The 25,104-nt window shown below is 73.3% G+C and carries 18 protein-coding genes and 2 pseudogenes; 12 read left to right on the top strand and 8 right to left on the bottom strand.

Annotated elements, in window-relative coordinates:
• Window positions 1-71: 71 nt before the first annotated feature.
• Window positions 72-1,142 carry a ketoacyl-ACP synthase III family protein gene (locus ABZ457_RS18590; RefSeq protein WP_359158653.1) on the bottom strand — a complete coding sequence of 357 codons (1,071 nt, stop codon included), beginning with the start codon at window positions 1,140-1,142 and terminating at the stop codon, window positions 72-74.
• Between the two features lie 149 nt (window positions 1,143-1,291).
• A complete protein-coding gene (gene cimA, locus ABZ457_RS18585) occupies window positions 1,292-2,935 on the bottom strand; it encodes a citramalate synthase (protein ID WP_359158652.1) in 1,644 nt (547 codons plus the stop codon).
• Window positions 2,936-3,264: 329 nt separating this feature from the next.
• Here cimA and ABZ457_RS18580 point away from each other — a divergent pair, with 329 nt between their 5' ends.
• The 6 genes and pseudogenes from ABZ457_RS18580 to ABZ457_RS18555 form a co-directional block, all read left to right on the top strand.
• Entirely contained in the window at window positions 3,265-4,287 is a 1,023-nt protein-coding gene (locus tag ABZ457_RS18580; protein ID WP_359158651.1) for an NADP-dependent oxidoreductase, read from the top strand.
• The gene (locus tag ABZ457_RS18575; protein ID WP_359158650.1) at window positions 4,284-5,498 is read left to right on the top strand and encodes a macrolide family glycosyltransferase; all 1,215 of its coding nucleotides are present in this window, start codon (window positions 4,284-4,286) and stop codon (window positions 5,496-5,498) included. Before ABZ457_RS18580 ends, ABZ457_RS18575 begins: the two co-directional genes overlap by 4 nt.
• Window positions 5,499-5,627: 129 nt before the next feature.
• Window positions 5,628-7,279 (top strand): annotated as a pseudogene (locus ABZ457_RS18570) (IS1182 family transposase).
• A gap of 590 nt (window positions 7,280-7,869) precedes the next feature.
• On the top strand, window positions 7,870-8,256 hold the full coding sequence (locus ABZ457_RS18565; RefSeq protein WP_359158649.1) for a hypothetical protein: 387 nt from the start codon (window positions 7,870-7,872) through the stop codon (window positions 8,254-8,256).
• Between the two features lie 79 nt (window positions 8,257-8,335).
• Window positions 8,336-9,745: a VanZ family protein gene (locus ABZ457_RS18560; RefSeq protein ID WP_359158648.1), complete on the top strand. Its 1,410-nt coding sequence runs from the start codon at window positions 8,336-8,338 to the stop codon at window positions 9,743-9,745.
• A 306-nt stretch (window positions 9,746-10,051) separates the two neighbouring features.
• A pseudogene (locus ABZ457_RS18555) lies at window positions 10,052-10,342 on the top strand (low temperature requirement protein A); the annotation flags it as partial.
• 221 nt (window positions 10,343-10,563) lie between these two features.
• On the opposite strand, the gene ABZ457_RS18550 reads toward ABZ457_RS18555, so the two are convergent.
• Window positions 10,564-11,277: a class I SAM-dependent methyltransferase gene (locus ABZ457_RS18550; protein ID WP_359158647.1), complete on the bottom strand. Its 714-nt coding sequence runs from the start codon at window positions 11,275-11,277 to the stop codon at window positions 10,564-10,566.
• A 179-nt stretch (window positions 11,278-11,456) separates the two neighbouring features.
• Between ABZ457_RS18550 and ABZ457_RS18545 the strand changes: the two genes are divergently transcribed.
• Together ABZ457_RS18545 and ABZ457_RS18540 are read left to right on the top strand one after the other, a co-directional pair.
• A complete protein-coding gene (locus ABZ457_RS18545; protein ID WP_359158646.1) occupies window positions 11,457-12,647 on the top strand; it encodes a winged helix DNA-binding domain-containing protein in 1,191 nt (396 codons plus the stop codon).
• Between the two features lie 99 nt (window positions 12,648-12,746).
• Complete coding sequence (locus tag ABZ457_RS18540) at window positions 12,747-13,859, top strand: DegT/DnrJ/EryC1/StrS family aminotransferase (protein ID WP_359158645.1); 1,113 nt, start codon at window positions 12,747-12,749, stop codon at window positions 13,857-13,859.
• 96 nt (window positions 13,860-13,955) lie between these two features.
• On the opposite strand, the gene ABZ457_RS18535 is transcribed toward ABZ457_RS18540, so the two are convergent.
• Window positions 13,956-14,987 carry an NAD(P)-dependent oxidoreductase gene (locus ABZ457_RS18535; RefSeq protein ID WP_359158644.1) on the bottom strand — a complete coding sequence of 344 codons (1,032 nt, stop codon included), beginning with the start codon at window positions 14,985-14,987 and terminating at the stop codon, window positions 13,956-13,958.
• Window positions 14,984-16,042 (bottom strand): glucose-1-phosphate thymidylyltransferase, encoded by a 1,059-nt coding sequence (locus tag ABZ457_RS18530; RefSeq protein ID WP_359158643.1) that lies wholly within the window; start codon window positions 16,040-16,042, stop codon window positions 14,984-14,986. Before ABZ457_RS18530 ends, ABZ457_RS18535 begins: the two co-directional genes overlap by 4 nt.
• Window positions 16,043-16,220: 178 nt before the next feature.
• Between ABZ457_RS18530 and ABZ457_RS18525 the strand changes: the two genes are divergently transcribed.
• The 3 genes from ABZ457_RS18525 to ABZ457_RS18515 all read left to right on the top strand — a co-directional run bounded on the left by ABZ457_RS18525 (window position 16,221) and on the right by ABZ457_RS18515 (window position 19,932).
• Window positions 16,221-17,804 (top strand): alpha/beta fold hydrolase, encoded by a 1,584-nt coding sequence (locus ABZ457_RS18525; protein ID WP_359158642.1) that lies wholly within the window; start codon window positions 16,221-16,223, stop codon window positions 17,802-17,804.
• Between the two features lie 194 nt (window positions 17,805-17,998).
• On the top strand, window positions 17,999-19,036 hold the full coding sequence (locus tag ABZ457_RS18520; RefSeq protein WP_359158641.1) for a ketoacyl-ACP synthase III family protein: 1,038 nt from the start codon (window positions 17,999-18,001) through the stop codon (window positions 19,034-19,036).
• Window positions 19,037-19,074: 38 nt separating this feature from the next.
• Window positions 19,075-19,932 (top strand): alpha/beta hydrolase, encoded by an 858-nt coding sequence (locus tag ABZ457_RS18515; protein ID WP_359158640.1) that lies wholly within the window; start codon window positions 19,075-19,077, stop codon window positions 19,930-19,932.
• Window positions 19,933-20,040: 108 nt separating this feature from the next.
• Here the strand turns inward: ABZ457_RS18515 and ABZ457_RS18510 are convergent, their stop codons facing one another.
• The 3 genes from ABZ457_RS18510 to ABZ457_RS18500 form a co-directional block, all read right to left on the bottom strand.
• Window positions 20,041-22,164 (bottom strand): amino acid adenylation domain-containing protein, encoded by a 2,124-nt coding sequence (locus tag ABZ457_RS18510; protein ID WP_359158639.1) that lies wholly within the window; start codon window positions 22,162-22,164, stop codon window positions 20,041-20,043.
• Between the two features lie 311 nt (window positions 22,165-22,475).
• Window positions 22,476-22,979 carry a hypothetical protein gene (locus ABZ457_RS18505; RefSeq protein ID WP_359158638.1) on the bottom strand — a complete coding sequence of 168 codons (504 nt, stop codon included), beginning with the start codon at window positions 22,977-22,979 and terminating at the stop codon, window positions 22,476-22,478.
• Window positions 22,980-23,107: 128 nt separating this feature from the next.
• Window positions 23,108-24,253: an epoxide hydrolase family protein gene (locus ABZ457_RS18500; RefSeq protein ID WP_359158637.1), complete on the bottom strand. Its 1,146-nt coding sequence runs from the start codon at window positions 24,251-24,253 to the stop codon at window positions 23,108-23,110.
• Window positions 24,254-24,389: 136 nt separating this feature from the next.
• On the opposite strand from ABZ457_RS18500, the gene ABZ457_RS18495 reads away from it, so the two are divergent.
• Complete coding sequence (locus tag ABZ457_RS18495) at window positions 24,390-24,938, top strand: hypothetical protein (protein WP_359158636.1); 549 nt, start codon at window positions 24,390-24,392, stop codon at window positions 24,936-24,938.
• Window positions 24,939-25,104: the final 166 nt, after the last annotated feature.

Here is a 25,104-nt window from a genome sequence, read left to right as displayed (position 1 = left end):
TGTGCTGGAGGGCCGCTTGAGCCTGACTGGAACGGACGGGTCGCCCGGTCCGGTCCGGCCCGGCGGCCGGTTCAGTGCCCGGTGGCCGGTTCAGTGCCCGGCCCGGTGTCCGCGGAGTGCTCCGGGACGCCGGTGATCTCGACGACGGCGCAGCCCCAGCTGTAGCCCGCGCCGACGCTCACCAGCACCACCCGGTCGCCCGGCCGGGCGCGCCCGGTGGCGGTGAGGTGGTCCAGGCCGGCGAACTGGTCGCCCGCGCCCAGGTGTCCGACGGTGCGGCTCCACTCCCAGGTGGTGCGCTCCGGGTCGATCCCGAACGGCGTGTAGTAGATGGACTGGAGGCGGCGCCGGCCGAAGTGCGGCAGCAGCACCCAGCGCGCGTCGGCCAGTTCGAGCCCGGCGTCGGCGAGGGCCTGCTTCACCACCGTCTGCTGGCCGTGGTGGGCCCGGCTGATGGCGCACGACATCCCGGTCCGGCCGATGAAGGCGCGCTTGGCCTCCTCGAAGTCGACCGGCATCCGGTGGGTGAACGGCGCCCTGGTGAACGGGTCGTCGCCCCGGTGCATGGGCTCCAGCTCGGGGTCGGCGAAGAGGGCCAGGGAGCGCAGGCGGGCGTACCCGCCGCGGCGGGAGAGGACCAGGGCGGTGGCGCCGTCCGCGTACGGGGTGCCGGGGTCGGTGCTCCAGCGGTCGATTCCGGGCTCGCAGAAACGGTCGGCCGTGGTCAGCAGGGCGTCGGGCGCGCCGGAATGGCCCGCGGTCAGATAGGCGGCGGCGAGGTCCATGGCGGCGAGCCCGCCGTTGGACATCTGCCGGATCTCCAGGGCGGGGCAGCTGTTCCCGGCGGCCTCGCGCTGGATGTAGGAGGCGACGGGCCACAGGTCCTGGCCCTGGTGGTAGGTGTCGGCGTGCAGGATCAGCCCGACGTCCCCTGGCCCGGACCCGGCCCGGGCCAGGGCGTGACGGGCGGCGACGGCGGCCATCTCGGCGGCCGACTCGTCCGGTGAGTACGCCACGGACTCCATCCCGGTGGCGGCGGCGACCCGGGGCGGGCACGCGCCGGAGGCGACCGCGTCGGCGACGGAGAGCGAGGACGGCAGGCGGACCGCGGTCCCGCGTATCCAGATGTCTTCCACACGCACTGCTGGGGCCTTTCGTCGGTTGCGTGGCGGGGTCCGGGCACGCGCCAAGGTGCGCGCGCCGGGCCCGGACGGGCGGGTTCCGGGGCCTGCCCGGAGTCGGTTGGGGTGCCGGACCGGATTCGGCGGGGCCGGGCCGGGCGGTCTCCGGGTCAGCCGGCCCAGGCGGTGGCCAGCGGTACGGCGCCGCGCCCCGGCCGCACATAGTCGAGGAGGACGTAGTGGACGGCGTCCAGCAGCGCCCGCCAGCTCGCGGTCACGGTGTTCTCGTCCACGCCGACGGTCCCCCAGCGGCGCTCCCCGTCCCGGAACTGCACCAGCACCCGGGCGGCCGCGCCGCTGCCGGTCTCACCGCTGAGGACCCGGACCCGGTAGTCGACCAGCTCCAGCCGGGCGAGCTGCGGGAAGAACGGGTCCAGCGCCCGGTGCAGGGCGGTGTCCAGGGCGTTGACGGGCCCGTTGCCCTGCCCGGTCGCCGCCAGCGGGACGCCGTCCACGCGCAGCCGCACCGAGGCGTCCGTGCGGACCTCCCCGTTGGTCTGGCGGGCGACCGACACCTGCCAGGAGTCCACCTCGAAGGGCGGCTCCGGCGGGCTGCCGGCCAGCTCCTCGCGGAGCAGCAGCTCGAAGGAGGCGTCGGCGCTCTCGAAGCTGTAGCCCCGGCTCTCCAGTTCCTTGACCCGGGCGGCGGCCCGCGCGCTCTCCTCGGACCCGGCGTCCACCGTGTAGCCCAGCTCGCGCGCCTTCAGCTCGATGGAGGAGCGGCCGCCCACGTCGGAGACGAGGGTGCGCATGGTGTTGCCGACCCGCTCCGGGTCGATGTGCTGGTACAGGTCCGGGTCGATCCGCAGGGCGGAGGCGTGCAGTCCGGCCTTGTGGGTGAAGGCGGAGGCGCCGACGTAGGGCGCGGACGGGTCGGCGGGCACCCCGGTCAGCTCGGTGATCGCCCGGCCGGTCGCGGCGAGGGAGCCGAGCAGGGCGGGGTCGGCGACCTCCCGTCCCCGCTTCAGGGCGAGGTTGCCGAGCACGGTGAACAGGTTGGCGTTGCCGCAGCGTTCGCCGTAGCCGTGCGCCGTGCCCTGGACGTGGATCGCGCCCGCGTCCACCGCCGCCATGGTGTTGGCGACCGCGCAGCCGGTGTCGTCGTGGCAGTGGATGCCGACGGACGCGCCGGTCACCGCGATGGTGTCGGCGACGACCGCGCCGATCTCGTCGGGCAGGCAGCCGCCGTTGGTGTCGCACAGCACCACCGTCTCGGCCCCGGCCTCGGCCGCGATCAGCACCACTTCGAGGGCGTACTCGCGGTTGAGGCGGTAGCCGTCGAAGTAGTGCTCCGCGTCGAGGAAGACCCGGCGGCCGGCGTGCACCAGATGGCGCACGGTGCTGCCGATCATCGCCAGGTTCTCGGCGAGGGTGGTGCGCAGCGCGCTGTTGACGTGCCCGGTGTGGCTCTTGGCGACGAGGGTCACCACCGGGGTCTCGGCGACCAGCAGCGCCCGGACCTGGGGGTCCCGGGAGACGGCCGCGCCGGGGCGGCGGGTGGCGCCGAAGGCGGCCAGTTCGGCGTGCTTGAGGTCGAGTTCGGTGCGGGCGCGGCGGAAGAACTCCGTGTCCCGGGGTACGGCGCCGGGCCAGCCGCCCTCGATGAAGCCCACGCCGACCGCGTCCAGGTGGCGGGCGACGGCGAGCTTGTCGTCGACCGTCAGGACCATGCCCTCCTGCTGGCTGCCGTCGCGCAGGGTCGTGTCGTAGAGCTGGAAGCCCCGCTCGCGGATCTGCGTACCGCGCTCGCTCATCTGCCGCCCTCCTCCGTGTCAGCGGTGGCCGGCGGGCCCCCGCCGCCGCGGCTCGAACGGTCCAGCGACCACCCGGAGCACGGCTGGAGACGCGGTCGAGCGCGGCGGCGGGGCGGTCCCGGGGCGAGCGGCCCGCCGGGAGGACCCGGTCGGGTGCGGGACCGGGCCCGCGCGGCGCGGGCTGGGCGCCCGCCGGGACGAGCCTCCGCCACACGCCCGGGCCCCCGCGGGTCGACCGGGATTCGAGCGGCGCCCGCGATGCTGGGGCCCGTTGGGGACTGTCCTGCCTGAAGGGGACGGGCCCCGGACCACACGACCAGGAGGGCCCCATGACCACCGAAGAGATTCCCGCGAAGGCCAAGGAAGTGCGGCTGGCCGCACACCTGGAGGGCGCGCTGACTCTCTCGCACTTCGAGCTGGCCGAGGCCGAGGTCCCCGAGCCCGGCGACGGCGAGGTGCTGGTGCGCTACCAGTACCTGCAGCTCGCCGCCGTGATGCAGGACCTGATGAAGCCCGACCCGAGCCTGCCGATGCCCGGCTACCAGCCGGGCGCCCCGATGTGGGGCGCCGCGGTCGGTGTGGTGGTCAAGTCCAACAGCCCCGACCTGGCCGCGGGCGACCTCGTCGAGGGCATGGACGGCTTCAAGGAGTACTCGGCCGGCCCGGCGGGCGACTACTTCAAGCTGGACGCGGACGCCTTCCCGAGCCCCGTCCACTACCTCACCCAGGGCCCGACGGCCTACCACGGCATGGTGGACATCGCCGAGGTCGGCGAGGGCGACACCGTCTTCGTCTCCGGCGCGGCCGGCGGCGTCGGCTCCCTCGCGGGCCAGATCGCCAAGGCGCGCGGCGCCAAGCGGGTCATCGGCGCTGCGGGCAGCAAGGCGAAGGTCGACTACCTGGTGAAGGAGCTCGGCTACGACGCCGCCTTCGACTACCACGACGGCCCGGTCCTGGACCGGCTGCGCGAGCTGGCCCCCGACGGCATCGACGTCTTCTTCGACACCGTCGGCGGCGAGCAGTTCGAGGCGGCCGTGCAGGCGGCGGCGCCCGGCGCCCGCTTCGCGCTCTGCGGCGCGCTGTCCGGCCAGGTCGGCGACGCGGAGGGCGCGTTCCCGCGCCTGGACGTGATGACCTCCATCGTCAAGCAGCTCGTCATCCGCCCGTTCGCGACCTACCACACGCCCGAGCAGATCTGGGCGTGGAACTCGCACTTCGCCCAGTGGCTGGGCGAGGGCAGGTTCGTGCTGCCGCAGACCGTGGTGGAGGGCGGCCTGGAGGTCGCGCCGCAGGCCCTGATCGACCTGCTGAAGGGCAAGTACACCGGAAACCTCGTGGTGAAGCTGTCGTGACCGGGTCCGGCAGGCACTTCGCGTTCTTCAACATCCCGGCGACCGGGCACCTCGTCCCCACCCTCGGTGTGGTCGAGGAACTGGTCCGCCGGGGCCACCGGGTGACGTACGCGGCGACGGAGGCGTACGCGGACCTGGTCGCCTCCACGGGGGCGACGGTCCTGCCGTACACCTCCTCCATCGACCCGCAGACGATCGTGCCCGCCGGGGCGGAGGACTGGCTGGCCCGGGTGCTGCTCGGCAACGTCCGCGAGGGGGCGGCGACGGCCCCGGTCTTCGAGGAGCACTTCCGGGGCGACCTGCCGGACCTGCTGGCGTACGACATCTCGGTGCAGTTCCTCGGCGGGGTCCTCACCCGCCGGTGGGACCGGCCGGGGGTCAAGTTCTACTCGGTCTCGCCGACCAACCGGAGCATCCCCCGGGAGGCGGTCGGCGCGGAGGCGTACGACCGGATCGAGTCCGAACTGGGGGAGTTCGCCGCCGCGCACGGCGTCACCGGCGTGTCCTTCGACGAACTGGTCGACGACCCGCGGGCGCTGAACCTGGTGTCCGTGCCGCGCGCCTTCCAGTACGCGCAGGAGACCTTCGAGGAGGACCGGTTCGCCTTCGTCGGCCCGTGCCTGCGCGAGGGCGACCTGTCGGGCGGCTGGGAGCCGCCGGCGAGCGGCCGCCCGGTGGTGCTGATCTCGCTGGGGACCAGCTTCAACGCGCAGCCGGAGTTCTTCCGGATGTGTGTGGAGGCGTTCGCCGGCCTGCCCTGGCACACGGTCCTGGTCACCGGCCCGGGCGTCGACCGCTCGGCCCTCGGCCCGCTCCCGGAGCACGTCGAGGTCCACGAGTGGCTCCCGCTCCAGGCGGTCCTGGCGCACACGAGCGTGTTCGTGTGCCACGGCGGCTGGGGCACGGTGATGCAGTCCCTGTACGCGGGCACCCCGATGGTGGTCGTCCCCCAGGTCGGCGAGACCGACCAACTCGCCCACCAGCTCACCGAGCTGGACCTCGGCCGGGTCCTCTCCCGCGACGAGGTCACCGCGGCCCTGCTGCGCGAGACGGTCCTCACGGTCGCCGCCGACGCGGGCGTCCGCGAGAGCGTCGCGGCGATGCGCAAGCACGTCCACGACGCGGGGGGCGCGTCCCGCGCGGCGGACGAGATCCTGGCGCACCTGGCCCGCCACGAGGCGGGGGGCGGGGCGGCCGCCCCGGCGGCCTGAGCCTCGGGTGCGTGAAGGGCCGGACCCCGGCAGGGACGCTGTTGGTCAATCCGGCTCTGCGCGTGACGTCGGCTCCTAAGACCTGGTTGTGGTCTTGGGAGCCGACGTTGTTGTACGGGGAGGGTGTCGATGTCGATGCAGCCGCGGGATCCGGGGGAGATTCCGGTGGAGACGGTGCGGGTGGCGCGGGGGGCCTTCCCGAAGGGAAGTCTGGCGATTCGGGTCCGGGATGAGCTGGGGGGCTGTTCACTGATGAGCAGTTCGCGGGCCTGTTCCCGGTGCGGGGCAGGCCGGCCTGGTCGCCGGGGTGTCTGGCGATGGTGCTGGTGCTGCAGTTCGTCGAGGGGCTGACAGATCGGCAGGCTGCTGAGGCGGTGCGGGCCCGGATCGACTGGAAGTTCGCGCTGGGGCTGGAGCTGGTTGATCCCGGCTTCGACTTCTCGGTGCTCTCGGAGTTCAGAGACCGTCTGGCGGACGGGGACGCCGGACGCGGTGTGCTGGACGCGATCCTGGCCGCGGCCCGGGAGAAGGGGCTGGTCACCGCCGGCGGGAAGATGCGGACCGATTCCACTCATGTGCTTTCGTCGGCGCGTGAGCTGAACTGGCTGGAGCAGGTCGGCGAGACCTTGCGGGCGGCGCTGAACGCAGTGGCCCGCAGCGAGCCGGACTGGCTCAGTGCCCGTGCTCTGCCGGACTGGTTCAGGCATTACGCGACCCGGATCGAGGACTCCCGCTTCCCTAAAGCCCAGGCCAAGCGTGTTGAGGTGGGCCGACGGGTCGGGGCGGACGGCATGTGTCTGCTGGATATGGTCTGGGCGGACGACGCGCCTGCGGCGCTGCGGGCGCTGCCGCAAGTGGAACTCCTGCGGCAAGTGTGGGTCCAGCACTTCCACGTGGTGGAGGGCGAGGTGGAGCGACGGGACCCAGAAGACCGCCCGTCAGGCGCAAAACGCCTGGTGAACCCGTATGACTCTGAGGCGCGCAACAGCGTCGAACGCGACACGATGTGGCTCGGCTACAAGGTCCACCTCACCGAGACGTGCGAGCCGGGCACGGTGCATCTGATCACGAACGCGGCCACCACCCTCGCCACCGTCTCCGACGATCGGATGGCCGCCGCCGTCCATACCGGCCTCGCCGCACGAGGCCTGCTGCCCGACGAACACTGGGTCGACACCGGCTATGCCAACTCCAGTTCGCTGGCCGCCGCGCACTCCGAACACGGCGTTGCCCTGCACGGGCCGCTGCGGCCGGTGACCGTTGCCCAGGCCCGCGGCGAGGGCGCCTACGGACAGGACGCCTTCACCATCGACTGGGACAACCAGCATGTGACCTGCCCGAGCGGGACGACCAGCACCCAGTGGCACCAACGCCGCTCGGAGGAACAGTTACCCGTGATCCGGGTCCGGTTCTCGCCCGCCGACTGTCGCGCCTGTCCCAGGCTCCGCGACTGTGTCAGCTCGCCGAAAGCCCAGCGCCGGGAGATCACCCTGCGCCCCCGCCACGAATACGAAGCCCTCCAGCAGGCCCGGCAGCTCCAGACAACTGATGAGTGGAAAGACCGCTACAAGATCCGCGCCGGTGTCGAAGGGACCATCTCCCAAGGTGTCCAAGCCTGTGGCCTGCGCAGATCCCGCTACTGCGGCCTGGCCAAGACCAGCCTCCAACACCAGCTCACTGGCGCTGCGGTCAACCTCATCCGCATCAACGCCTGGTTCACCGGTGCACCCAACGCCCGCACCCGAACCAGCCACCTGGCAGCACTTCGCCCCGCCGCATAACGACGGGGCGAAGTCACCAGGGCCCGGATTGACCAACAGCGTCCCGGAAGGGGTCCGGCCCTTCACGGCTGGGCGCGGGGATCAGGTCCGGCAGACGAGGATGCCGCCCCGGCAGGTGACGCGGCACAACAGCCTAGCCGGATGCACCTTCACAGTGTTCACGAGACCGTCGATGGCGACGTCATCAACGGCTTCCGTGGTCGGCTCACCTGCCACTTCGACCACAAGGGCTCCCAGGTGCTGCTCGGTTCGGTTCACACCTCCGAGCTGCCCAGAAGCCTTGCCTGCGAGCGCTGCCACAGACGCCCCCGCTCGGCCGCGGCGGCCAGCCGATGCGGACGGCAAAGTTCATGATCACTTTCCAGACGACATACGGTGCCCATCCGGCAGGTTTCGGCCATAGCAGCAGCTCACGATTGCACAACCCATACGTCAAGTGTTCGATTCCCTGGGAGCCCTCACAGAGGGACCCGTCAATTCAGATCCTCGCGATCCGACCTCCACGGACCCGATGGAGGTACTTGACATGCTTGTAAAACGAGGGAATCAGAGTGAGATCCAAGACGAGCGCCGCTCTCATCATCACAGCCGTGACCGCTGGCACCGTGCTGGTCGGCGCACCGGCCGCCTCGGCCAACACGCACTGCAGCTCCTCGGGCTACACCGAAGGAGGTTTCCCCAACCTGCGCTGCACCAAGCTGTCCAACGGCGTCCTGAGCCACAACAAGCGTGACCTGTACCCGACACACAAGACCGGCGTCACCACCACCTACTACAAGTCCGGTGGCTCCTCCGTCAGTGTCCGCCTCGGCTACAGCATGAGCGGTTCCACCAAGTACTCGTCGTCCTTCACCATCAACTCCGGTAAGAAGGTCACGAAGTCGTGGACTGCGAGCGTCAGCTCGCTATGCCTGAACAGCGTCGGCATCCTGAACTACTCGGGCGGCATGTTCCAGACGCCCGCCGCCCACTGCTGAACCGGCAGCCGCGGGGCTCCGTCCTCTCTGGGCGGGGCCCCCGCCGCTACGTTGATCTGACTTCAGCAAGGAACCGACCGTGTTTACCGCCATCTTCCAAGACCACTACGGCTACCTCGCCGTAAGCACTGTGGCCGCATTGGTCCTCGGGGCCGCAGCCTGGCTGCTGGCCCGCCGCCTCCACAATCACCATGGCGTGTGGTACGCCGGACTCGCAGCCACGATCGCCGGTGTGCTCAGCGTCACCTTCATGGGCAGCGGGCCCGCCAGCGGCCAGTGCGTCATCAACCATGACGTGGTCGAGCCTTTCCGGGCCATCCAAGGGTTGTGGAACCTCGCTATGACGATTCCACTCGGCTTCTTCGCGCTGATGGCGGCGAGGCGCCCGTTGCCGGCCATTGTGGGAGTGGTCGCGTTTCCCCTGGCCATTGAGGTTGTTCAGGCAGAAGTCGATGGCCTGGGGCGTGTGTGCGACAGCGCCGACGCACAGATGAACATCCTCGGCGGCCTCGTCGGACTCACCGCTGCGACCCTCGTACTCCGAAAGCTCGGCACGATCGAGTGGAAAGGTGCCGCCAGGGGATCCCTGCTCGCCGCGCTCGGCATCGTGCTGCTGGGAGCAGGCGTCGCCTACCCGGCCTTGGCCTTCACTCACGTTGACGGCACGGGCCTGTCGGAGGCGGATGGCGAGCAGCGTCAGGCCGTGGAGCAGGTCGTGAAGGAAGCGTTCGGCGACCGCTACAAACTAGGTCACGTGCATGACCAGCCCTGCATTGGAGCACCGTGCCGAAACGTGGCCTTCACGCTGCTGAGCCGGGACAAGTCGCATCCGGAGCAGTCCGCAAACGGCACACTTTCGTGGCCGGACAAGGACCGCTTCAACGTGCTGCTTCAGGACAGCGATCAGCCCAGCGTGATGGGCTATCCGGTTCCCGGCACGAAAGCGCCGACCACTGACGAGATGGCCTACGAGGTCGCTCAGGCGTACATGCGCGAGCGCTACAGGTGGGGTGCCAACGCCTCCGTCCATAAGACCTACCCGGTGGGCGAGAAGGCGGAGCTCGGATGGATCACCAGTTGGCGGTGGGTCCACGACGGCGTTCTCATGCCCAGGATGCTGGACGTGCAGGTGAGCCGTGCCGGCACCGTCTCCCAGGTGGATGTGGCTCTCGGACCGGATCAACTGGACCTCGAAAAGCCGGCGCTGGACGCGAAGAGGGCGGAGTCGCTGGTGCGGGAAGCACTGGGTAGTCAGCTCGCCGATCGCGGTGGCATTCCAGGCGACATGACGATCAAGGCATTCACACTCAAGGCCGTGCAGAGGGACGGCGCCTGGCGACCCACCTGGCTCGTGAGCGTGTCGCAAGGCGACCCTGAAGCTGCGGCCCCCGACTCCCGGGCAAGTGACGCGGCTGACCTCTGGCGTGTCGACGCGGTCAGCGGTCAGGTGTACGACGGCGCTGACCAGCCGTTCAAGGGAGACCGCTGAGGGGAGCGGTACGCCCGCCCCTGCATCGAGGCGGGCACGGGCTCGTCGGCTCGCCGAGGTCCGCAGGGATGGATCCGCGAGCCGGCACCGGGTAGGCGGGGCCGGACGTTCGTTGGGCCGGAGGGCCGTCCGCTGACGACCCTCCGGCGTATGCGCCCGCCGACACGCTGGCGTTCCGATCCCCCGCGCCCCCGCCATCTCCGGCCATGCCGGCAGAAGAGCCCGGACGTCACGGTGCGCGCCGTCGCGGCGGACCGGGCACGAGTCCACGCCGCCGCCGTACCGCGTCCCAAGGGCGAAGAACTGATGAGCGACACCTCTCCCCGAACCGGCCACAGCCGGCCCACCACGGCGCTGGCCCGTATGGTCGCCCGGCGCCGGGACGAGGAGCACCGGGCGGCGACACCGCTGGAGCTCCTCTTCAACCTGTGTTTCGTCGTCGCCGTCGCCACGGCGGGCGCCCGGCTCGTCCACGCGGTGGCCGAGGGGCACCCCGCCGAGGGGGTCGTCGGCTACCTGTTCGTCTTCTTCGCGATCTGGTGGGCCTGGGTGAACTTCACCTGGTTCGCCTCCGCCTACGACTGCGACGACGTCCCTGGGTGCCCTCTTCGTGCTGGCGGCCACCTTCGCCGGCCACTGGGCCGTCCCGCTGGCGGCGGTCGCCGCCGCGTGCACCGTCGCGGCGGGGATCGCCGTCCACAACCGGCATGCGGCGGGCGGAGCGAGAGGAGGGGCAGGGTAGCCGGGGGCGGGACCGGTCCGGGGCAGCGGCACCTCCTGGACGGAGGCCGCCCACGCCAGCAAGCCGCCAGGCCCCCTCAGGCCAGCCCCGCCACGAACAACCCCCGGCCGTTCTGGACGCCCGGGACGTACTCCGTGTCGAAGCCCGCCGCGTGGAAGGCGGACTCGTACTGCTCGCGGGTGAAGAGGGTCGCGCGGTGGGTCTCGGTGAAGTGGCGGATGCCCCGCTCGCTGTCGGCGACCGTGTAGTGGACCTCCATACGGGAGGCGTCGCCGTCGCGGACGGTGTGGGAGACGCGGGCGATGCGGCGGCCGCCGGACTCGACCACGTCGGCGGCGACATGGCCCGGCAGGAAGGTCTCCGGGAACCACCACGGCTCGACGGCGACCGCGCCGCCCGGGGCGAGGTGGCGGGCGAAGCAGCGCAGGGCGGAGGTCAGTTCGGCCTCGGTGGCGAGATAGCCGACGGAGGCGAAGAGGCAGGTGACCACGGAGTACGTGCGGCCGAGGTCGAAGTCGCGCATGTCGGCCGCGGAGACCGGCACGTCCGGGAGCCGGCGGCGGGCCGCTTCGAGCATCGACTCGGAGAGGTCGACGCCCTCCACCCGGTCGAAGTGGTGCCCGAACACCTCCAGATGGGCGCCGGTGCCGCAGGCGACGTCGAGGAGGGAGGCGCTGTCCTTGGTGCGGGTGCGGATCAGGTCGAGGACGGTCTGCGCCTCGTTGGGGAAGTCCTTCCCGCGCGCGCTGTGGGTCAGGTCGTAGATCTCCGCCGCTTCGGCGCCGTACATGGGATCACCTCGAATGGCCGTCGGGGCACGGCGACTTGCCGCGTCCGCCAGCGTCCGGCGGCGTGGTCGACCGCGACTCGATCCGCGCTCGGCCCCGGCGTGGCAGGCTGACCACCGGGCCCCGCCGTCACCGACGGCCCCGCCCGCAGCGACCCGCTCCCCGAGGAGGCACCCCGCAGATGGCCGGCAGCAAGCAGTCCGCAGCCCCGAACGCGACCTGGGCGGACGTGTGCGCCCGGCGGCTGGCCCGGCACAGCCTGGACACGCCGGCGCCCGCCGACCGCATGGCCGAGGTGGTGGCCGCGATGGGCGGCGCGCACGCCCAGGTGATGTCGGCGGCCGAGCTGTCCATCGGCCTGCGCACCGAGGGCACCACCCGCGCGGACGTACGGCGTGCCCTGTGGGAGGACCGCACCCTGGTCAAGACCTTCGGCCCGCGCGGCACCGTGCATCTGCTGCCCGCCGCCGAACTCCCGCTGTGGACCGGCGCCCTGGCGGCCGTCCCGGCGGCGGGCGGCGGTCTGTCGCAGTCCGCCCGGCTGGACGCGGCGCAGACCGAGGCCGTCGTCGAGGCGGTCGCGGAGGTGCTGCGCGCCGAGGAGCCGCCGACCGTGGACGAGCTGAGCGACGCGGTGATCGCCCGCCTCGGCGACTGGGCCGCCGACCCGGTGGTCCCCGCGTTCACCGGCATGTGGCCGCGCTGGCGCCAGGCCCTGCACACCGCCGGCCACCGCGGGGCGCTCTGCTTCGGCCCCAACCGCGGCCGGAAGGTCACCTACACCAGCCCGGACCGCTGGCTGCCCGGCTTCACGCCGATGGACCCGGACAAGGCCCTCGCCGAGATCGTCCGCCGCTATCTGCGCTCCTACGGCCCCGCCCACTCCCAGCACTTCGCGCAGTGGCTGAGCGCGCCGCGCCGCTGGGCCGCCGACCTGTTCGACTCCCTCGGCGAGGAACTGCGGCCGGTGGCCGGCCCCTCGGGCGACGGGAGCACGGTCTACGAGCTGGCCGACGAGCCCCCGTACGAGCCGGCCGCCGCCGGGGACGCCGTGCGGCTGCTGCCGTACTTCGACCCGTACGCGGTGGGCAGCCACCCCCGCGAGCTGGTCTACCCGGGCGTCGCCGCCGAACGGGCCCTGTCCAACGGGCAGGCCGGGACGGTGCAGGTGCTCACCGTGGGCGGGGTGGTCGCCGGGGTGTGGCACCAGAAGCGGTCCGGGCGGAAGGTCGCGCTCACCGTGGAGGCGTTCGGCACCCTCACCAAGGCGCAGCTCGCCCAGGTGGAGGCGCAGGCCGCCCGCGTCGGGGAGATCCTGGAGGCGGTCCCGGCGCTGACGCTGGGACCGGTGGAGGGCGGCAAGCACCTCTGAGCGCCCCCGGATACCGGATACCGGATACCGGACCGGGCCCCGGGGCCCGGTCCAGCGGCGGTCGAGCGGCGTTCCAACACCGCCGGGGAGAGTGGTCCCATGACCACCTATGTATGGGACTACCTGCCCGAGTACGAGAGCGAGCGCGCCGACCTCCTGGACGCCGTCGAGACCGTCTTCAGCTCCGGGCAGCTCATGCTCGGCAAGAGTGTGCGCGGCTTCGAGGAGGAGTTCGCCGCCTACCACGGTCTCGCCCACTGCGTCGGCGTCGACAACGGCACCAACGCCGTGAAGCTGGGCCTCCAGGCCCTCGGCGTCGGCCCCGGCGACGAGGTGATCACGGTGTCCAACACCGCGGCGCCCACCGTCCTCGCCATCGACGGCACGGGCGCCACGCCCGTCTTCGTCGACGTCCGCGAAGACGACTTCCTCATGGACACCGCCCAGTTGGAGGCCGCGGTCACACCGCGCACCAAGGCGATCCTGCCCGTGCACCTGTACGGCCAGTGCGTGGACATGGCCGCCGTGCAGACCGTCGCCGACCGCCATGGACTGCGGGTCCTGGAGGACTGCGCCCAGGCCCACGGCGCCCGCCACCACGGCCGGCTCGCGGGCGCGATGTCGGACGCGGGCGCGTTCTCCTTCTACCCGACGAAGGTCCTCGGCGCGTACGGCGACGGCGGCGCGGTCGTCACCGCCGACGACGGGACCGAGCGCAGGCTGCGGCGGCTGCGCTACTACGGCATGGAGGAGCGCTACTACGTCGTCGAGACCCCCGGGCACAACAGCCGGCTCGACGAGGTCCAGGCGGAGATCCTGCGCCGCAAGCTGACCCGCCTCGAAGCCTACGTGGCCGGCCGCCGCGCGGTCGCCGCCCGCTACGAGGAGGCGCTCGGCGACCAGGCGGAGCTGGTCCTGCCGCGCACCAACGAGGGCAACGAGCACGTCTACTACGTGTACGTGGTGCGCCACCCGCGCCGGGACGCCGTGATCGAGGCGCTGAAGCCGCACGGCATCCACCTGAACATCAGCTACCCGTGGCCGGTGCACACGATGACCGGCTTCCGCCACCTCGGGGTGCCGGCGGGCGCCCTGCCGGTGACGGAGCAGCTGGCCGGGGAGATCTTCTCGCTGCCGATGTACCCCTCGCTCTCCCGCGAGACGCAGGACCGCACGATCGAGGCGCTGCGCGAGGTCCTGGCGACGGTGTGACGGCCGTCGGCGGCGGGTCCTGTACAGCGCGCGTACGCGGAAGGGGGCACCGGTTCCGAACCGGTGCCCCCTCCGACGTGCGCACGCCGTCGCGCCTCAGGCCGGGACGGCGCCCGCCCGGCGCGCCTCGTCCCGGTACGCCTCCCAGTACGCGCGGACCGCGTCCGCGAGCGTGTGCCGGGGCCGCCAGCCGAGCAGGTCCCGCGCGGGCCCCGGGTCGACGCGCATCCAGTCGTCCGGGCCGGGCGCGCCGCGTTCCACGATCCGTGCCGGGACGCCGCTGACGGCGACGAGCAGGTCCACCAACTCCCTTACGGGCACGGCCTCGCCGAGTCCGATGTCCACGACCGCGCCGGTCGCGGGCACGTCCGGATCGGTGGCGCGGACGACGGCGTCGGCGACGTCCCGGACGTCCACGTAGTCCCGGTGGGCGCGCAGGGGGGACAGCTCGACGGTGACGGGGCCGTTGTCTCCCGGGGCGGCGTCCGCCCCGGCGGCGAGGCGCGCGGCGACCTGGCCGAGGAGGCTCACCGCGGGCGTCCCGGGCCCGGCGACATTGGCGACGCGCAGCACCAGGGCGTCGACCGCGCCCGCCTCCCGCGCGGCCAGGACCGCCTCGGTGGCGGCGAGTTTGGCCCGCCCGTACGCGGTGTCCGGCCGGGCCGGGCCCCGGGCCGTCCCGCCGTGCGGCACCGGCCCGTACTCCAGGACGGACCCCAGGTGCACCAGGCGCGGCCGGACGGCGGCCCGGCCCAGCGCGGCGAGCAGCCGCTCGGTGGGGGCGACGATCGCGGGGGCCATCTCGGCGTCGGTGCGGCCCCAGATGCTGCCCACGCAGTTGACGACGGTGTGCGGGCGCTCCGCGTCCAGCAGCCGGGCGAGGGCGAGGCCCGCGCCGTCCGAGCCGAGGTCGAGCCGCAGGGCCGGCACCCCGTCCGGGAGTCCGTCCTGCGCGCCCCGCGCCACGGAGAGCACCCGCTCGCCGCGCGCGGCGAGCAGCGCGCACACCTCCCGGCCGACGAAGCCGCTCCCGCCGAGCACCAGCACCCCGGCGCGGGTGTCGCGGGGTGTCCCGGGGTGTCCCGCGCGGCCGGAAGCGCCCCGACCCGCGCCCGGACCGCCGTTCACGCCGCCGCCCCCACCCACGCGGGCCGGTCCGCCGCGAGGCGCAGCCGGGGAGCGGCCGGGCCGGCGGCGGACTCCCGGGCCAGGACCGAGGCGTGCACACCGCCGACACGGCGGACCCCGGCCCCCGGCAGCAGGATCGAGTCCGTGATCCCGGCCGCCTCCACCGCGCACCCCGCGCCGATCGCCGTGTGCGGGCCGATGTGGCTGTCCCGGACGACCGCGCCCGCGCCGATGAACACCGGGCCGGTGATCCGGGAACGCACCACCACGGCGCCCTCCTCGACGACCACCTCGCCGGTGATCTCGCTGGCGCCGTCGACCCGTCCGCCGATCCGCCGCCGGACGCCGTTCAGCAGTTCCCGGTTGCACTCCAGCAGGTCCCCGATCCGGCCGGTGTCCCGCCAGAAGCCGGAGTGGACGGTGGCGCGGACCTCGTGGCCCGCGTCCACCAGCCACTGGATCGCGTCGGTGATCTCGCGCTCCCCGCGCGCGCTCGGCGGCACCGCGGCGACCGCCTCGTGGATCGCCGCCGTGAAGAAGTACACGCCGACCACCGCGAGATCGGTCGCCGGCTCGCTCGGCTTCTCGACGAGCCGGGTGACCCGGCCGTCCGCGTCCGTCTCCGCGACCCCGAAGGCCCGCGGGTCGGCGACCTTCTGCACCACCAGCCGGGCGGCGGACGGCACCGCGGCGAACTCCTCCGCGACGGCGGTGATCCCCTCGGTGAGGACCGTGTCGCCGAGGTAGAGCACGAAGTCGTCCTCCCCCAGGAACTCCCGGGCGATCAGCACGCAGTGCGCGAGCCCCAGCGGGGCCTCCTGCGGGATGTAGGTGACGCGGGCGCCGTACGCGGAGCCGTCGCCGAGCACCTCCTCGATCGCCTCCCGCCAGTCGCCGACGATCACACCGATCTCCTCGACGCCCAGCTCGCGCAGGTTCTCCACGACGTGGACGAGGACGGGGCGGCCCGCCACCGGGATCAGCTGCTTGGGCATGGAGTGGCTCAGCGGACGCAGGCGCGTGCCCGAACCCCCGCACAGAACCAGGGCTTTCATGACTGTCTCCTGTCGACTTCGGTCGCCTTCGGTGGCGTTCGGCCGGATTCAGGGGACGCCAAGGTGACCGGGCGGCCTTGAGCGCACCTCCAGCCCACCTGGACAGCGCGCCGGTCGGCGGGTTACGCGCGCGCACGGCTCCAGCCCGTCTCAAGGCCCGGTCGGCACAGTGGGCACCATGACCAGTGGGATGGACACCGTGCAGGCACCGCAGGTACCCGAGGCGCAGCGGGCGGCGCAGGCGGCACCGCACTCACCGCCCGCCGCCGCGGGGGACGCCCCCGCGGTGGCCTCCGCGGCCACCGCCGCGACCCCCCGCCCCCCGGCGCCCGCGCTCCTCGCGCAGCGGCCCCGGTGGACGCCGGTGGACGCGCCCGGCCTGCCGCACGGCGTGCTCGAACACGCCGAGATCGAGGCGCCCCTCGACTACGCGCGCCCCGACGGCCCGCGGATCACCCTGGCCCTGAGCCGCATCCGGGCCACCGGCGCGCCCGGGCGGCGGCGCGGCATCCTGCTCTCCCTGAACGGCGGCCCCGGCGGCGACAACGGCATCGGCCGGGGTCTGCCCGTCCGGCTGGCCGCGTCGACCCCGCTGGCCGAGGGGTACGACCTCATCGGCTTCGACCCGCGCGGCACGGGCGACTCCACCCGGCTGGAGGGCGAGGACAGCCCGGTGACCGTCCCCTTCGACTCCCGACCGCCGGACGAGGTCTTCGACGCCCTCGCCGCCGACATGCGCGAACGCGAGGAGGGCTGCCGACGGGCCGGCGGGGAACTGCGTCCGCATGTCTCCACCCGCAACAACGCCCGCGACATGGACCTGATCCGCGCGGTGCTGGGCGAGGAGAAGCTCAACTTCGTGGGCTGGGCGTACGGCACCCTGCTGGGCGCGGTGTACGGGACGATGTTCCCCGAGCGGCTGGACCGCAGCGTGCTGGACTCCTCCGTGCACCCCGACTGGGACTGGCGGGCGCAGTTCCGCTCCCAGGCGGAGGCCACCCGGGAGAACGTGGACGCCTGGGCGGAGTGGACGGGCGAGCGTCCGTCCGCGTTCGGGCTGGGCAGCGGACCGGAGGCGGTGATCGCCTCCGTCGAGCGGACCGCCGCCGCCCTCGCCGCCCTGGACGGCGGGCGGGCGCTGCGCACCTCCTTCGACATGATCATCGGGACGCTGGCGGCGGACCGGTCCCGCTGGGACCGCCTCGGCGAGCTGGTCGGCGCGCTGCTGGCCGCCGCGGAGGGCGCGGACGCGGCCCGGGCGGGCGAACTGCTGGCCGGGCAGGCGGAGTGGCGTCCGGGCAAGCCGGCCGGGACCCGGCGGGACGCCGTCCTGGAGGCGGTCACCTCCGAGACCGACTGGCCCTCGGACCCGGCCCTCCACCACGCGACCATGCGCGAGTTCCGGGAGCGCTGCCCGTACGGGCTGGGCGTGATGCGGGCGCAGCCGTGGGTGGGCACCTTCCGTACCTTCACCCCGCCCGAGGCGCCGACCGTCCTGCGGGGCGGGGGCTACCCGGTGGGGCTGGTGGTGCAGGCGGACGGCGATCCGCTGGACCACCACGAGGGCGGCCGGGTGATGGCCGAGCGGCTGGGCCACCGGCTCATCAGGATCACCGACTCGGGCGCGCACGAGGTGTACGCGCTCGGCGGCAACGCGGCGGTGGACGCGCTCGTCGACCGCTATCTGCTGGACGGCGAGCTGCCGTCCGGTGCCGAGACGTGCGTGCCGGGCGTGCCACGGCCGGCCGTCCCGGCGGGCTGAACCGGCATCCGCCCCGGCCGCACCCCCCTCGCGGGCGGGCCGCGGACCGGGGCGGCGCCGACTCCGGGTCCCGCCCTGCGCGACGGGCCCCCGGCACGACGGGGCCGCCCGGCACAACGGGCCCGCCCGGCACGACGGGGCCCGGACGACCACCGACGACCCCGAAGACCACCGACGAACCACAGGGGAATGACATGCGCTGGGACAACATCTATCTCGCGGGCACCGGTTCCTACCTGCCCGAGCAGGTGCAGACCGCCGAGGCGGCCGTCGCCGAGGGCCTGGCCGACGCGGAGGAGGTCGCGGCCCACGGCATACGCGCCGTCCGCGTCGCCTCGCCCGAGGAGACCGGTCCGGTGATGGCCGCGCACGCCGGGCGGCGCGCGGTCGAGAACTCCGGCCTGTCCACCGAGGACTTCGGGCTGCTGATCCACTCCTATGTGCTCCACCAGGGCCAGGAGCTGTGGACCCCGGCGAGCTACGTCCAGCACGAGACCATCGGCGGCACCGCGCCCGCGGTGGAGGTCCTCCAGAACTCCAGCGGCGGCCTGTTCTCGCTGGAGATGGCCGCCTCCCACCTCGCGGCGCGCCCGCAGCCGGGCGCGGTGCTGGTCACCACCGGCGACCAGCACCGGCTGCCGTACTTCGACCGCTGGAACTCCGACGACGCGCTGGCGCACGGCGACGGCGCGGGCGCGGTGGTCCTCAGCAACCAGGGCGGTTTCGCCAAGCTGCTGGCCACCGTCTCCTACGGCGACCCCTCGCTGGAGCCCTTCCTGCGGGGCACTCAGGGATGGACGCCGGCGCCGTTCCACGAGGGCAAGCCGATCGACCTGCGAAGCCGCATCCGGGACTTCATGACCCAGAGCGAGGCCAATCTTGACATCATGGGCGAAAAGATCGGATCGATGAGCGTCCGGGTGCTGGAGGACGCGCTCAAGGAGGCCGGCACGGACCTGGAGAGCGCCCGCTTCTTCGTCCACCCGAACATCAACCAGTCGACGGTGGAGTTCGCGTACCACGACGCGCTCGGGGTGAACCCGGCCACGACCACCTACGAGTGGGCCCGGGACCTCGGCCACATGGGCGCGGGCGACCACCTGATCAGCCTGGACCACGTCGTCGCCGAACGCGGCCCGCGCAAGGGCGACGTGCTGATCGCGATGGGCGCGACGGCCGGGTTCGTCTGGACGGTCGCGGTGCTGGAGTTCCTCGTCGACCTGCCCGCCTGAGCAACTGAACACCCCCTGGTGAGGAGAGGACACGACCGATGGCTGACACAGCCGCGCAGCAAGCAGCGCCGAAGAAGGAGAAGAAGGACAAGTTCGCGCATCTGAACGTGGAGGAGGGGACGCTGAAGCACGGCCTCCCCTACCGCGCGCTCGGCACCGGCACGGAACCGCTGGTGGTGCTGCGCTGGTTCACCGACAACCACACCAACCCCGAGGGGTGGGAGCGGAACGTCGAGCTGAAGCAGCTCGCCCCGCTGGCCGAGCGCTACCGCGTCTACGCGGTCAACCGCGCGCCCGGCATGGCCCCCGGCACCACGATGGAGCAGATCGCCGAGCAGCACGCGGAGGCGCTGACCGAGAAGTTCGGAGGCCCGGTCCACGTCCTCGGCACCTCCTCGGGCGGCTCGGTCGCCATGCAGCTCGCCGCCGACCACCCGCAGGTCTTCAAGCGGATGGTGCTGGCGATGGCCGGCCACACCATGGGCGACGAGGCGCGGGACGCGCAGCTCAAGTACGCGGAGGCGTCGGAGGCGGGGCGGCGCGCGCTGCACCACACGGCGCGGATCTCCTTCAAGAGCGCGGCCCTGGCCAAGGTGGTCGCGCCGCTGATGTGGCTGGCGGACCCGTTCGTGCGGCCCAAGGAGCCCGCGGACATGGTGGCGTTCGTGCGCGCCGAGGCGGCGTTCGACGTGCAGGACCGGCTCGGGGAGATCCGGGTGCCGACCCTGGTGATCGCGGGCGGCCAGGACCGGGCCTGCCCGGTCGAGGTGTGCCGGCGCACGGTGGACGGCCTGCCGGAGGCGGAGCTGGTGGTGTACGAGAAGGCGGGCCACATCGGCACGTTCAACAACCCGCAGTTCCCGAAGGACGTGCTGGCGTTCCTGGACCGCGGCTGACACGACGGCCGCGGTTCCGCGGACGGCGCCCCGTACGGCCGAGGCCCCCTGCGTGTGCAGGGGGCCTCGGCCGTACGGCGTTCCGGGGGCGGGGTGGCCGGGTGCGGGTCAGGCGCCGACCGGCTCGGCGGGGGCGGTGAGGGGCTGTGTGGGCGCGACCTGTGTGGCCGGGGCCTGTGTGGCGACCGGCTGTGTGGGGATCGCCGGTGCGGCCACGACAGGCTGTGTGGTGACCGCCTGTGTGGTCACGGCCTGTGTGGCGACACCCTGTGTGGTCAGCGCCGCCAGCGCCGCCGGGGTGGGCGCGTCGTACACCCGGCGGGACGGCACCGAGGTGCCCGTGCGCCGGCGGATCAGGGCGGTGAGCCGGGTCGCGAGCAGCGAGTGGCCGCCCAGCCGGAAGAAGTCGTCCTCCGGGCCGACCTCCGGCACCTTCAGCACCTCGGCGAAGATCGCGCAGTACAGCGCCTCGGTCTCGTTGCGCGGGGCGGTCACCGCGGCGGGCTCCCGGACGGGCTCGGGCAGGTTCTTCCGGTCCACCTTGCCGTTCGGGGAGAGCGGGAAGCTCTCCAGCCGCACGAACGCGGACGGCACCAGGTAGTCCGGCAGATGCGCCAGGTGCGCCCGCAGCGCGGCCTCGTCCGCCTCGCCCACCGTGTACGCGACGAGCCGGGGCCCGGTCGCCTCGTCCCTGCGCGCGACCACGGCGCACTGGGCGACCTCGGGGTGCCCCAGCAGGACCGCCTCGACCTCGCCGGGCTCCACCCGGAAGCCGCGGATCTTCACCTGGTCGTCGGCCCGGCCGAGGAACTCGAAGACGCCGTCCGCGCCCCGGCGCACCAGGTCCCCGGAGCGGTACATGACCGCGCCCGGGCCGCCGTACGGGTCGGGCACGAAGCGCTGCGCGGTCAGGTCGGGCCGCTGCCAGTAGCCGCGCGCGACCTGGGCGCCCGCGAGGTACAGCTCGCCGGAGGCGCCCTCGGGGACCGGGTTCAGCTTCTCGTCGAGGACATAGGAGCGGGTGGCGGTGACCTCGGTGCCGATGGGCACGGAGGAGGGCCAGCCGACGGCGTCCGCGGAGAGGGTGTGTGCGAGGACCACATGGGTCTCGGCGGGCCCGTACTCGTTGTGCAGCCGGAAGGGCGTGCGCCGGCCGAAGTCCCGCAGGCCGCCGTCCACATGGAGGGCCTCACCGGCCTGGATGACGTCGGTCAGGTGCGGCAGCTCGCTGCCGTTCTCCGCGGCCGCGCCGACCAGGGCGTCCAGGACGGCCGTCGGCGCGAACAGCTCGTTGACCCGGTGGCGCTCCAGCCAGGCGACGACGGCCTCGGGGTCACGGCGGATACCGTCCGGCGGGACGACCAGGGTCCGGCCGGAGACCAGGGTGGACAGGATCTCCTGCACCGAGACGTCGAAGCCGATCGCGGCGAACTGCGCGGTGCGCACGCCCGGTCCGCCGGGGATCGCACCGCGCTGCCAGCGCAGCAGATTGGTCAGTCCGGCGTCGTGCATGACGATCCCCTTGGGGACGCCGGTGGACCCGGAAGTGAAGATCAGATACGCGGCACCGGCGGGCGACAGCGGGCGGACGCGGTCGGAGTCGACCGGGTCCCCCACCGCAGACAGGGCCTCCCCCTCGGCCTCCAGGGCGGCGAACAGCTCGGCGTCCACCACGCACGCGGGCCGCGCCAGGTCGAACATCAACTGGCGGCGCTGCTCCGGGTACTCGGTGTCCACGGGCATGTACGCGGCACCGGTCTTGAGGATCGCCAGCAGGCCGACGACCAGCTCGGCGGAGCGCGGGAGCAGCAGCGCGACGACGTCCTCCGGGCCGGCACCCCGGGCTATCAGGCGGTGGGCGACACGGTTGGCGCGGGCGTTGAGCTGTGCGTAGGTCAGCTCGGTGTCCTCGAAGACGACGGCGGTCTCTTCGGGGGACCGGGCCGCCTGCTGCTCGAACAGCTCGGCCGCGGAGGCGGGGCGGCCCGGGCCGGTGGTGGTGTCGCCCGTGCCCTCCCTGCCCTCCGTGGCGTCCGTGTGGGCCGCGACCACACTCAACGGCCGCATATCGCTCCAGAGTTCCGTCACGCGGGCCAGGCAGTCGGCGTGCCCGCCGCGGTGGACGGTCCGCCAGCCCGCCGGCACGTCCAGCGGTGCGGGCCAGAGCGCGTGCCGCCCTTCGTCGTCGGCCACCAGCAGGAACTGCCCGTCCCGGTTGTCGAATGGATTCACCGCATGTACTCCTCGGAGAGACGGATTCCGGTTCGAATACCGGTATGTCCGGACCAAGGGTGAGGCAGAGGGCTCGACCGGCACTTGAATCGACCGGGTGCGCGAAAGGGGGTGTGTGCGGCCTACATGGACGCGCCGCGCACACGGGCGCGGCGCACACGTGTGCGCGGCGCACACGTGGCCGGGCCCCCTGTGTGCAGGCCCCATGTCCCCTGGCCCCATGTGCCCGGCGCACACAGGTGCGGGCGGACGGCCGCACCCGTCCGCCGGAACCCTCCCCTACCGCTCTCGTTCGCGTCCCCCTGGCGGGGTCAGCAGGCGGCGGGCGTCGCGCTCACGCGCGTGACCCTGACCTTGGCCTCCGCGGCCAGCAGGAAGTTGTTGTTCGCGTCGTAGATCTTCGATATGCCGGAGCTCTTGAAGGTCCCCCCGCTCTGGAAGGCCTTCTGGTTGACGTCCACATAGCCGACGGTGGTGCCGTCGCCCTGGAACAGGCGCTCGCGGACCTTGTAGCTGAAGGCGTTCACCCCGGTGCGCTTCCAGGCGCCCTTGCCCGAGCCGCCGCCCTCGGGGCCGCCGCCGGAGGACAGGCACATCACGCCGTTCGCGTGGAAGGAGAGGGTCACATTGCCCGCGCCCTCCGCGTGCTCCACGGTGCCCTCCCACTTGCCCACGGGGGTGGAGGCGCGGATGTGCCAGCCGTTCGTGGTGGCGGCTGCCCCCGCGCCGGCCGGGGCGACCAGGACGGCCGCCGCCGCGAGCCCCACCGCCGGGGCGAGGATGCGGATGCCGTACTTCTTCGTGCGCTGAGTCATGTGCGCTGAGTCCTCTCTGTTCTGCGGTCATCGGTCGTGCGAGTCGTGCGAGTCGTGCGGTGTGGCGGGATGTGCGGTGTGGCGGGATGTGCGTGCGGATCAGGGGTGGGCGGGGCCCGGTGCACTGCTCAGTGCGCCGCCGGCCGGCCCAGCTCGCGGTTGAACGCGCGGAGTTCGGCGGCCAGGACCTCCGGCCGCTCCAGGGCCGGGAAGTGGCCGCCGTCCGGCAGGTCGCGCCAGTAGCGCAGCTCGGTGAAGCGCTCCCGCGCCCAGGCGCGCGGCAGCCAGGCGTCCTTGGGGAAGACCGAGCAGCCGGTGGGCACGGCGGTCGGGGCCATCGGCTCCGACTCGAAGCTCTCCCAGAACAGCCGGGCCGAGGCGGCGCCCGTGTTGCCGAACCAGTACATCGACACGATGTCGAGCAGCCGGTCGGCCGGGATCGCCTTCTCCAGATCGCCGTCGTGGTCGGCCCACTCCCAGAACCGGTCGACGATCCAGGCGAGTTGGGCGGCAGGCGAGTCGGCGAGGCCGTAGCCGAGGGCCTGCGGCCGGGTCGACTGGATGGCCGCGTATCCGGAGCGGTTCTTCCCGAAGCTCTGCATCCGGCCCATGGCGGCCCGGTCGCGCTCGTCCAGCTCCTCGAACGGGATCTGCCGCTCCGGCGGCCGGGCGAGCGGCATCGTCAGATGGATGCCCCGCAGGCGCGCGGCGTCGGTGCTGCCGAGGGCGGCGGAGACCCAGGAGCCCCAGTCGCCGCCGTGCGCGATGTACTGCTCGTGGCCGAGACGCGCCATCAGCCCGGCCCAGGCCGAGGCGATCCGGCCGACCGTCCAGCCGGTCGTGGTGGGCGCGGGCCCGAAGCCGTGGCCGGGCAGGGACGGGACGACCACGTGGAAGGCGTCGGCCGGGTTCTCGGGGTCGGTGAGCCGCGGGATCAGGTCCAGGAACTCGACGACGGAGCTGGGCCAGCCGTGCGTCAGCAGCAGCGGCACGGCGTCCGGGTGCGGCGAGCGGACGTGCAGGAAGTGGACGCGCAGGCCGTCGATCTCGGTGGTGTACTGCGGGAAGGCGTTGAGCCGGCGTTCGGTCGCCCGCCAGTCGTACTCGTCCGCCCAGCGCCGGCACAGCCCCCGCACCTGGTCCAGGGGGGCGCCCTGGGACCAGTCGTCCACCGTCTCCCGGTCCGGCCAGCGTGTGGCGCGCAGCCGGTCGCGGAGCTCGTCGAGCGCGGTCTGCGGGATGTCCGCCCGGTAGGGCTCGATGACTGAGCTCACCCCGTGGCCTCCTCCGTGGCTTGTTCCGTCCGCGGGGCGTACGCCGTCGCGGTGGCGCAGACGCTAGGGCGGGCCCCTACAGCAGCGGTCGAGTGCGGTGAGAGGCCGCCGGGTGAGACTCCGCGCCATGAATCGCATGAGGCAGACGCAACGGAAGTGGCCGAAGTCGTACCCCGCGCAGGGCGGCGGACGGACCGGCCGGAGCACACGGCGCGGGCCCCGGGCCCTCGCGGCGGCGGTGCTCGCGGGGGCCGCGGTGTTCACCCTCCCGGCAACGGCCGGCCCGGCGGCGGCCGCCGCCGCACCGCACGGGCCCCGCCTCGCCGTCCCGGTGGGCAGCTGGACGGCGACGGTGGTCCGCGAGGGCGCCCGGTACGACGTGACCCTGTCCTTCGGCGCGGACCGCTCGGTGTGCCTGGTCTCCCCCGCCGGCGCGAGCAAGGGCCGCTGGCACCGCACCGGGCCGGCCGCCTTCGACTACGGCATACGCGAGTACTGGCGCGACGCGAACGGCACGGTCGAGGGCTGGGTCGACATCGCCCAGTCGGCGAAGCAGACGGGCGCCTCCTTCGCGGGCTCGGGCGTCTCCACCGTCCACGCGGCCGACGGCACGGTGGAGGCCACGGTCCCGGTCTCCATCACCGCCGTCCGCACGGGCCCGCCGAACGGCGCACCGTGCGCGTGACACCGACGACCTGACCGCGCACCGCGCACACCGGAACACCGGAGGAACGCCGACGGGCCACGGGCACCCGGCCCGTGGCCCGTCGGCGTGCGCGGCGCGGTCGGGCCCGGGCCCCGGTCGGCCCCGGTCGGCCCCGGTCGAGCCCGCCGGTCCGCGGTCGCCCCCG

This window comes from Streptomyces sp. NPDC005805 (assembly GCF_040630445.1).
Classification (GTDB): domain Bacteria; phylum Actinomycetota; class Actinomycetes; order Streptomycetales; family Streptomycetaceae; genus Streptomyces.
Note: the sequence above shows the minus strand (reverse complement) of the source record. Positions and strands in the feature narration are given on the sequence as shown.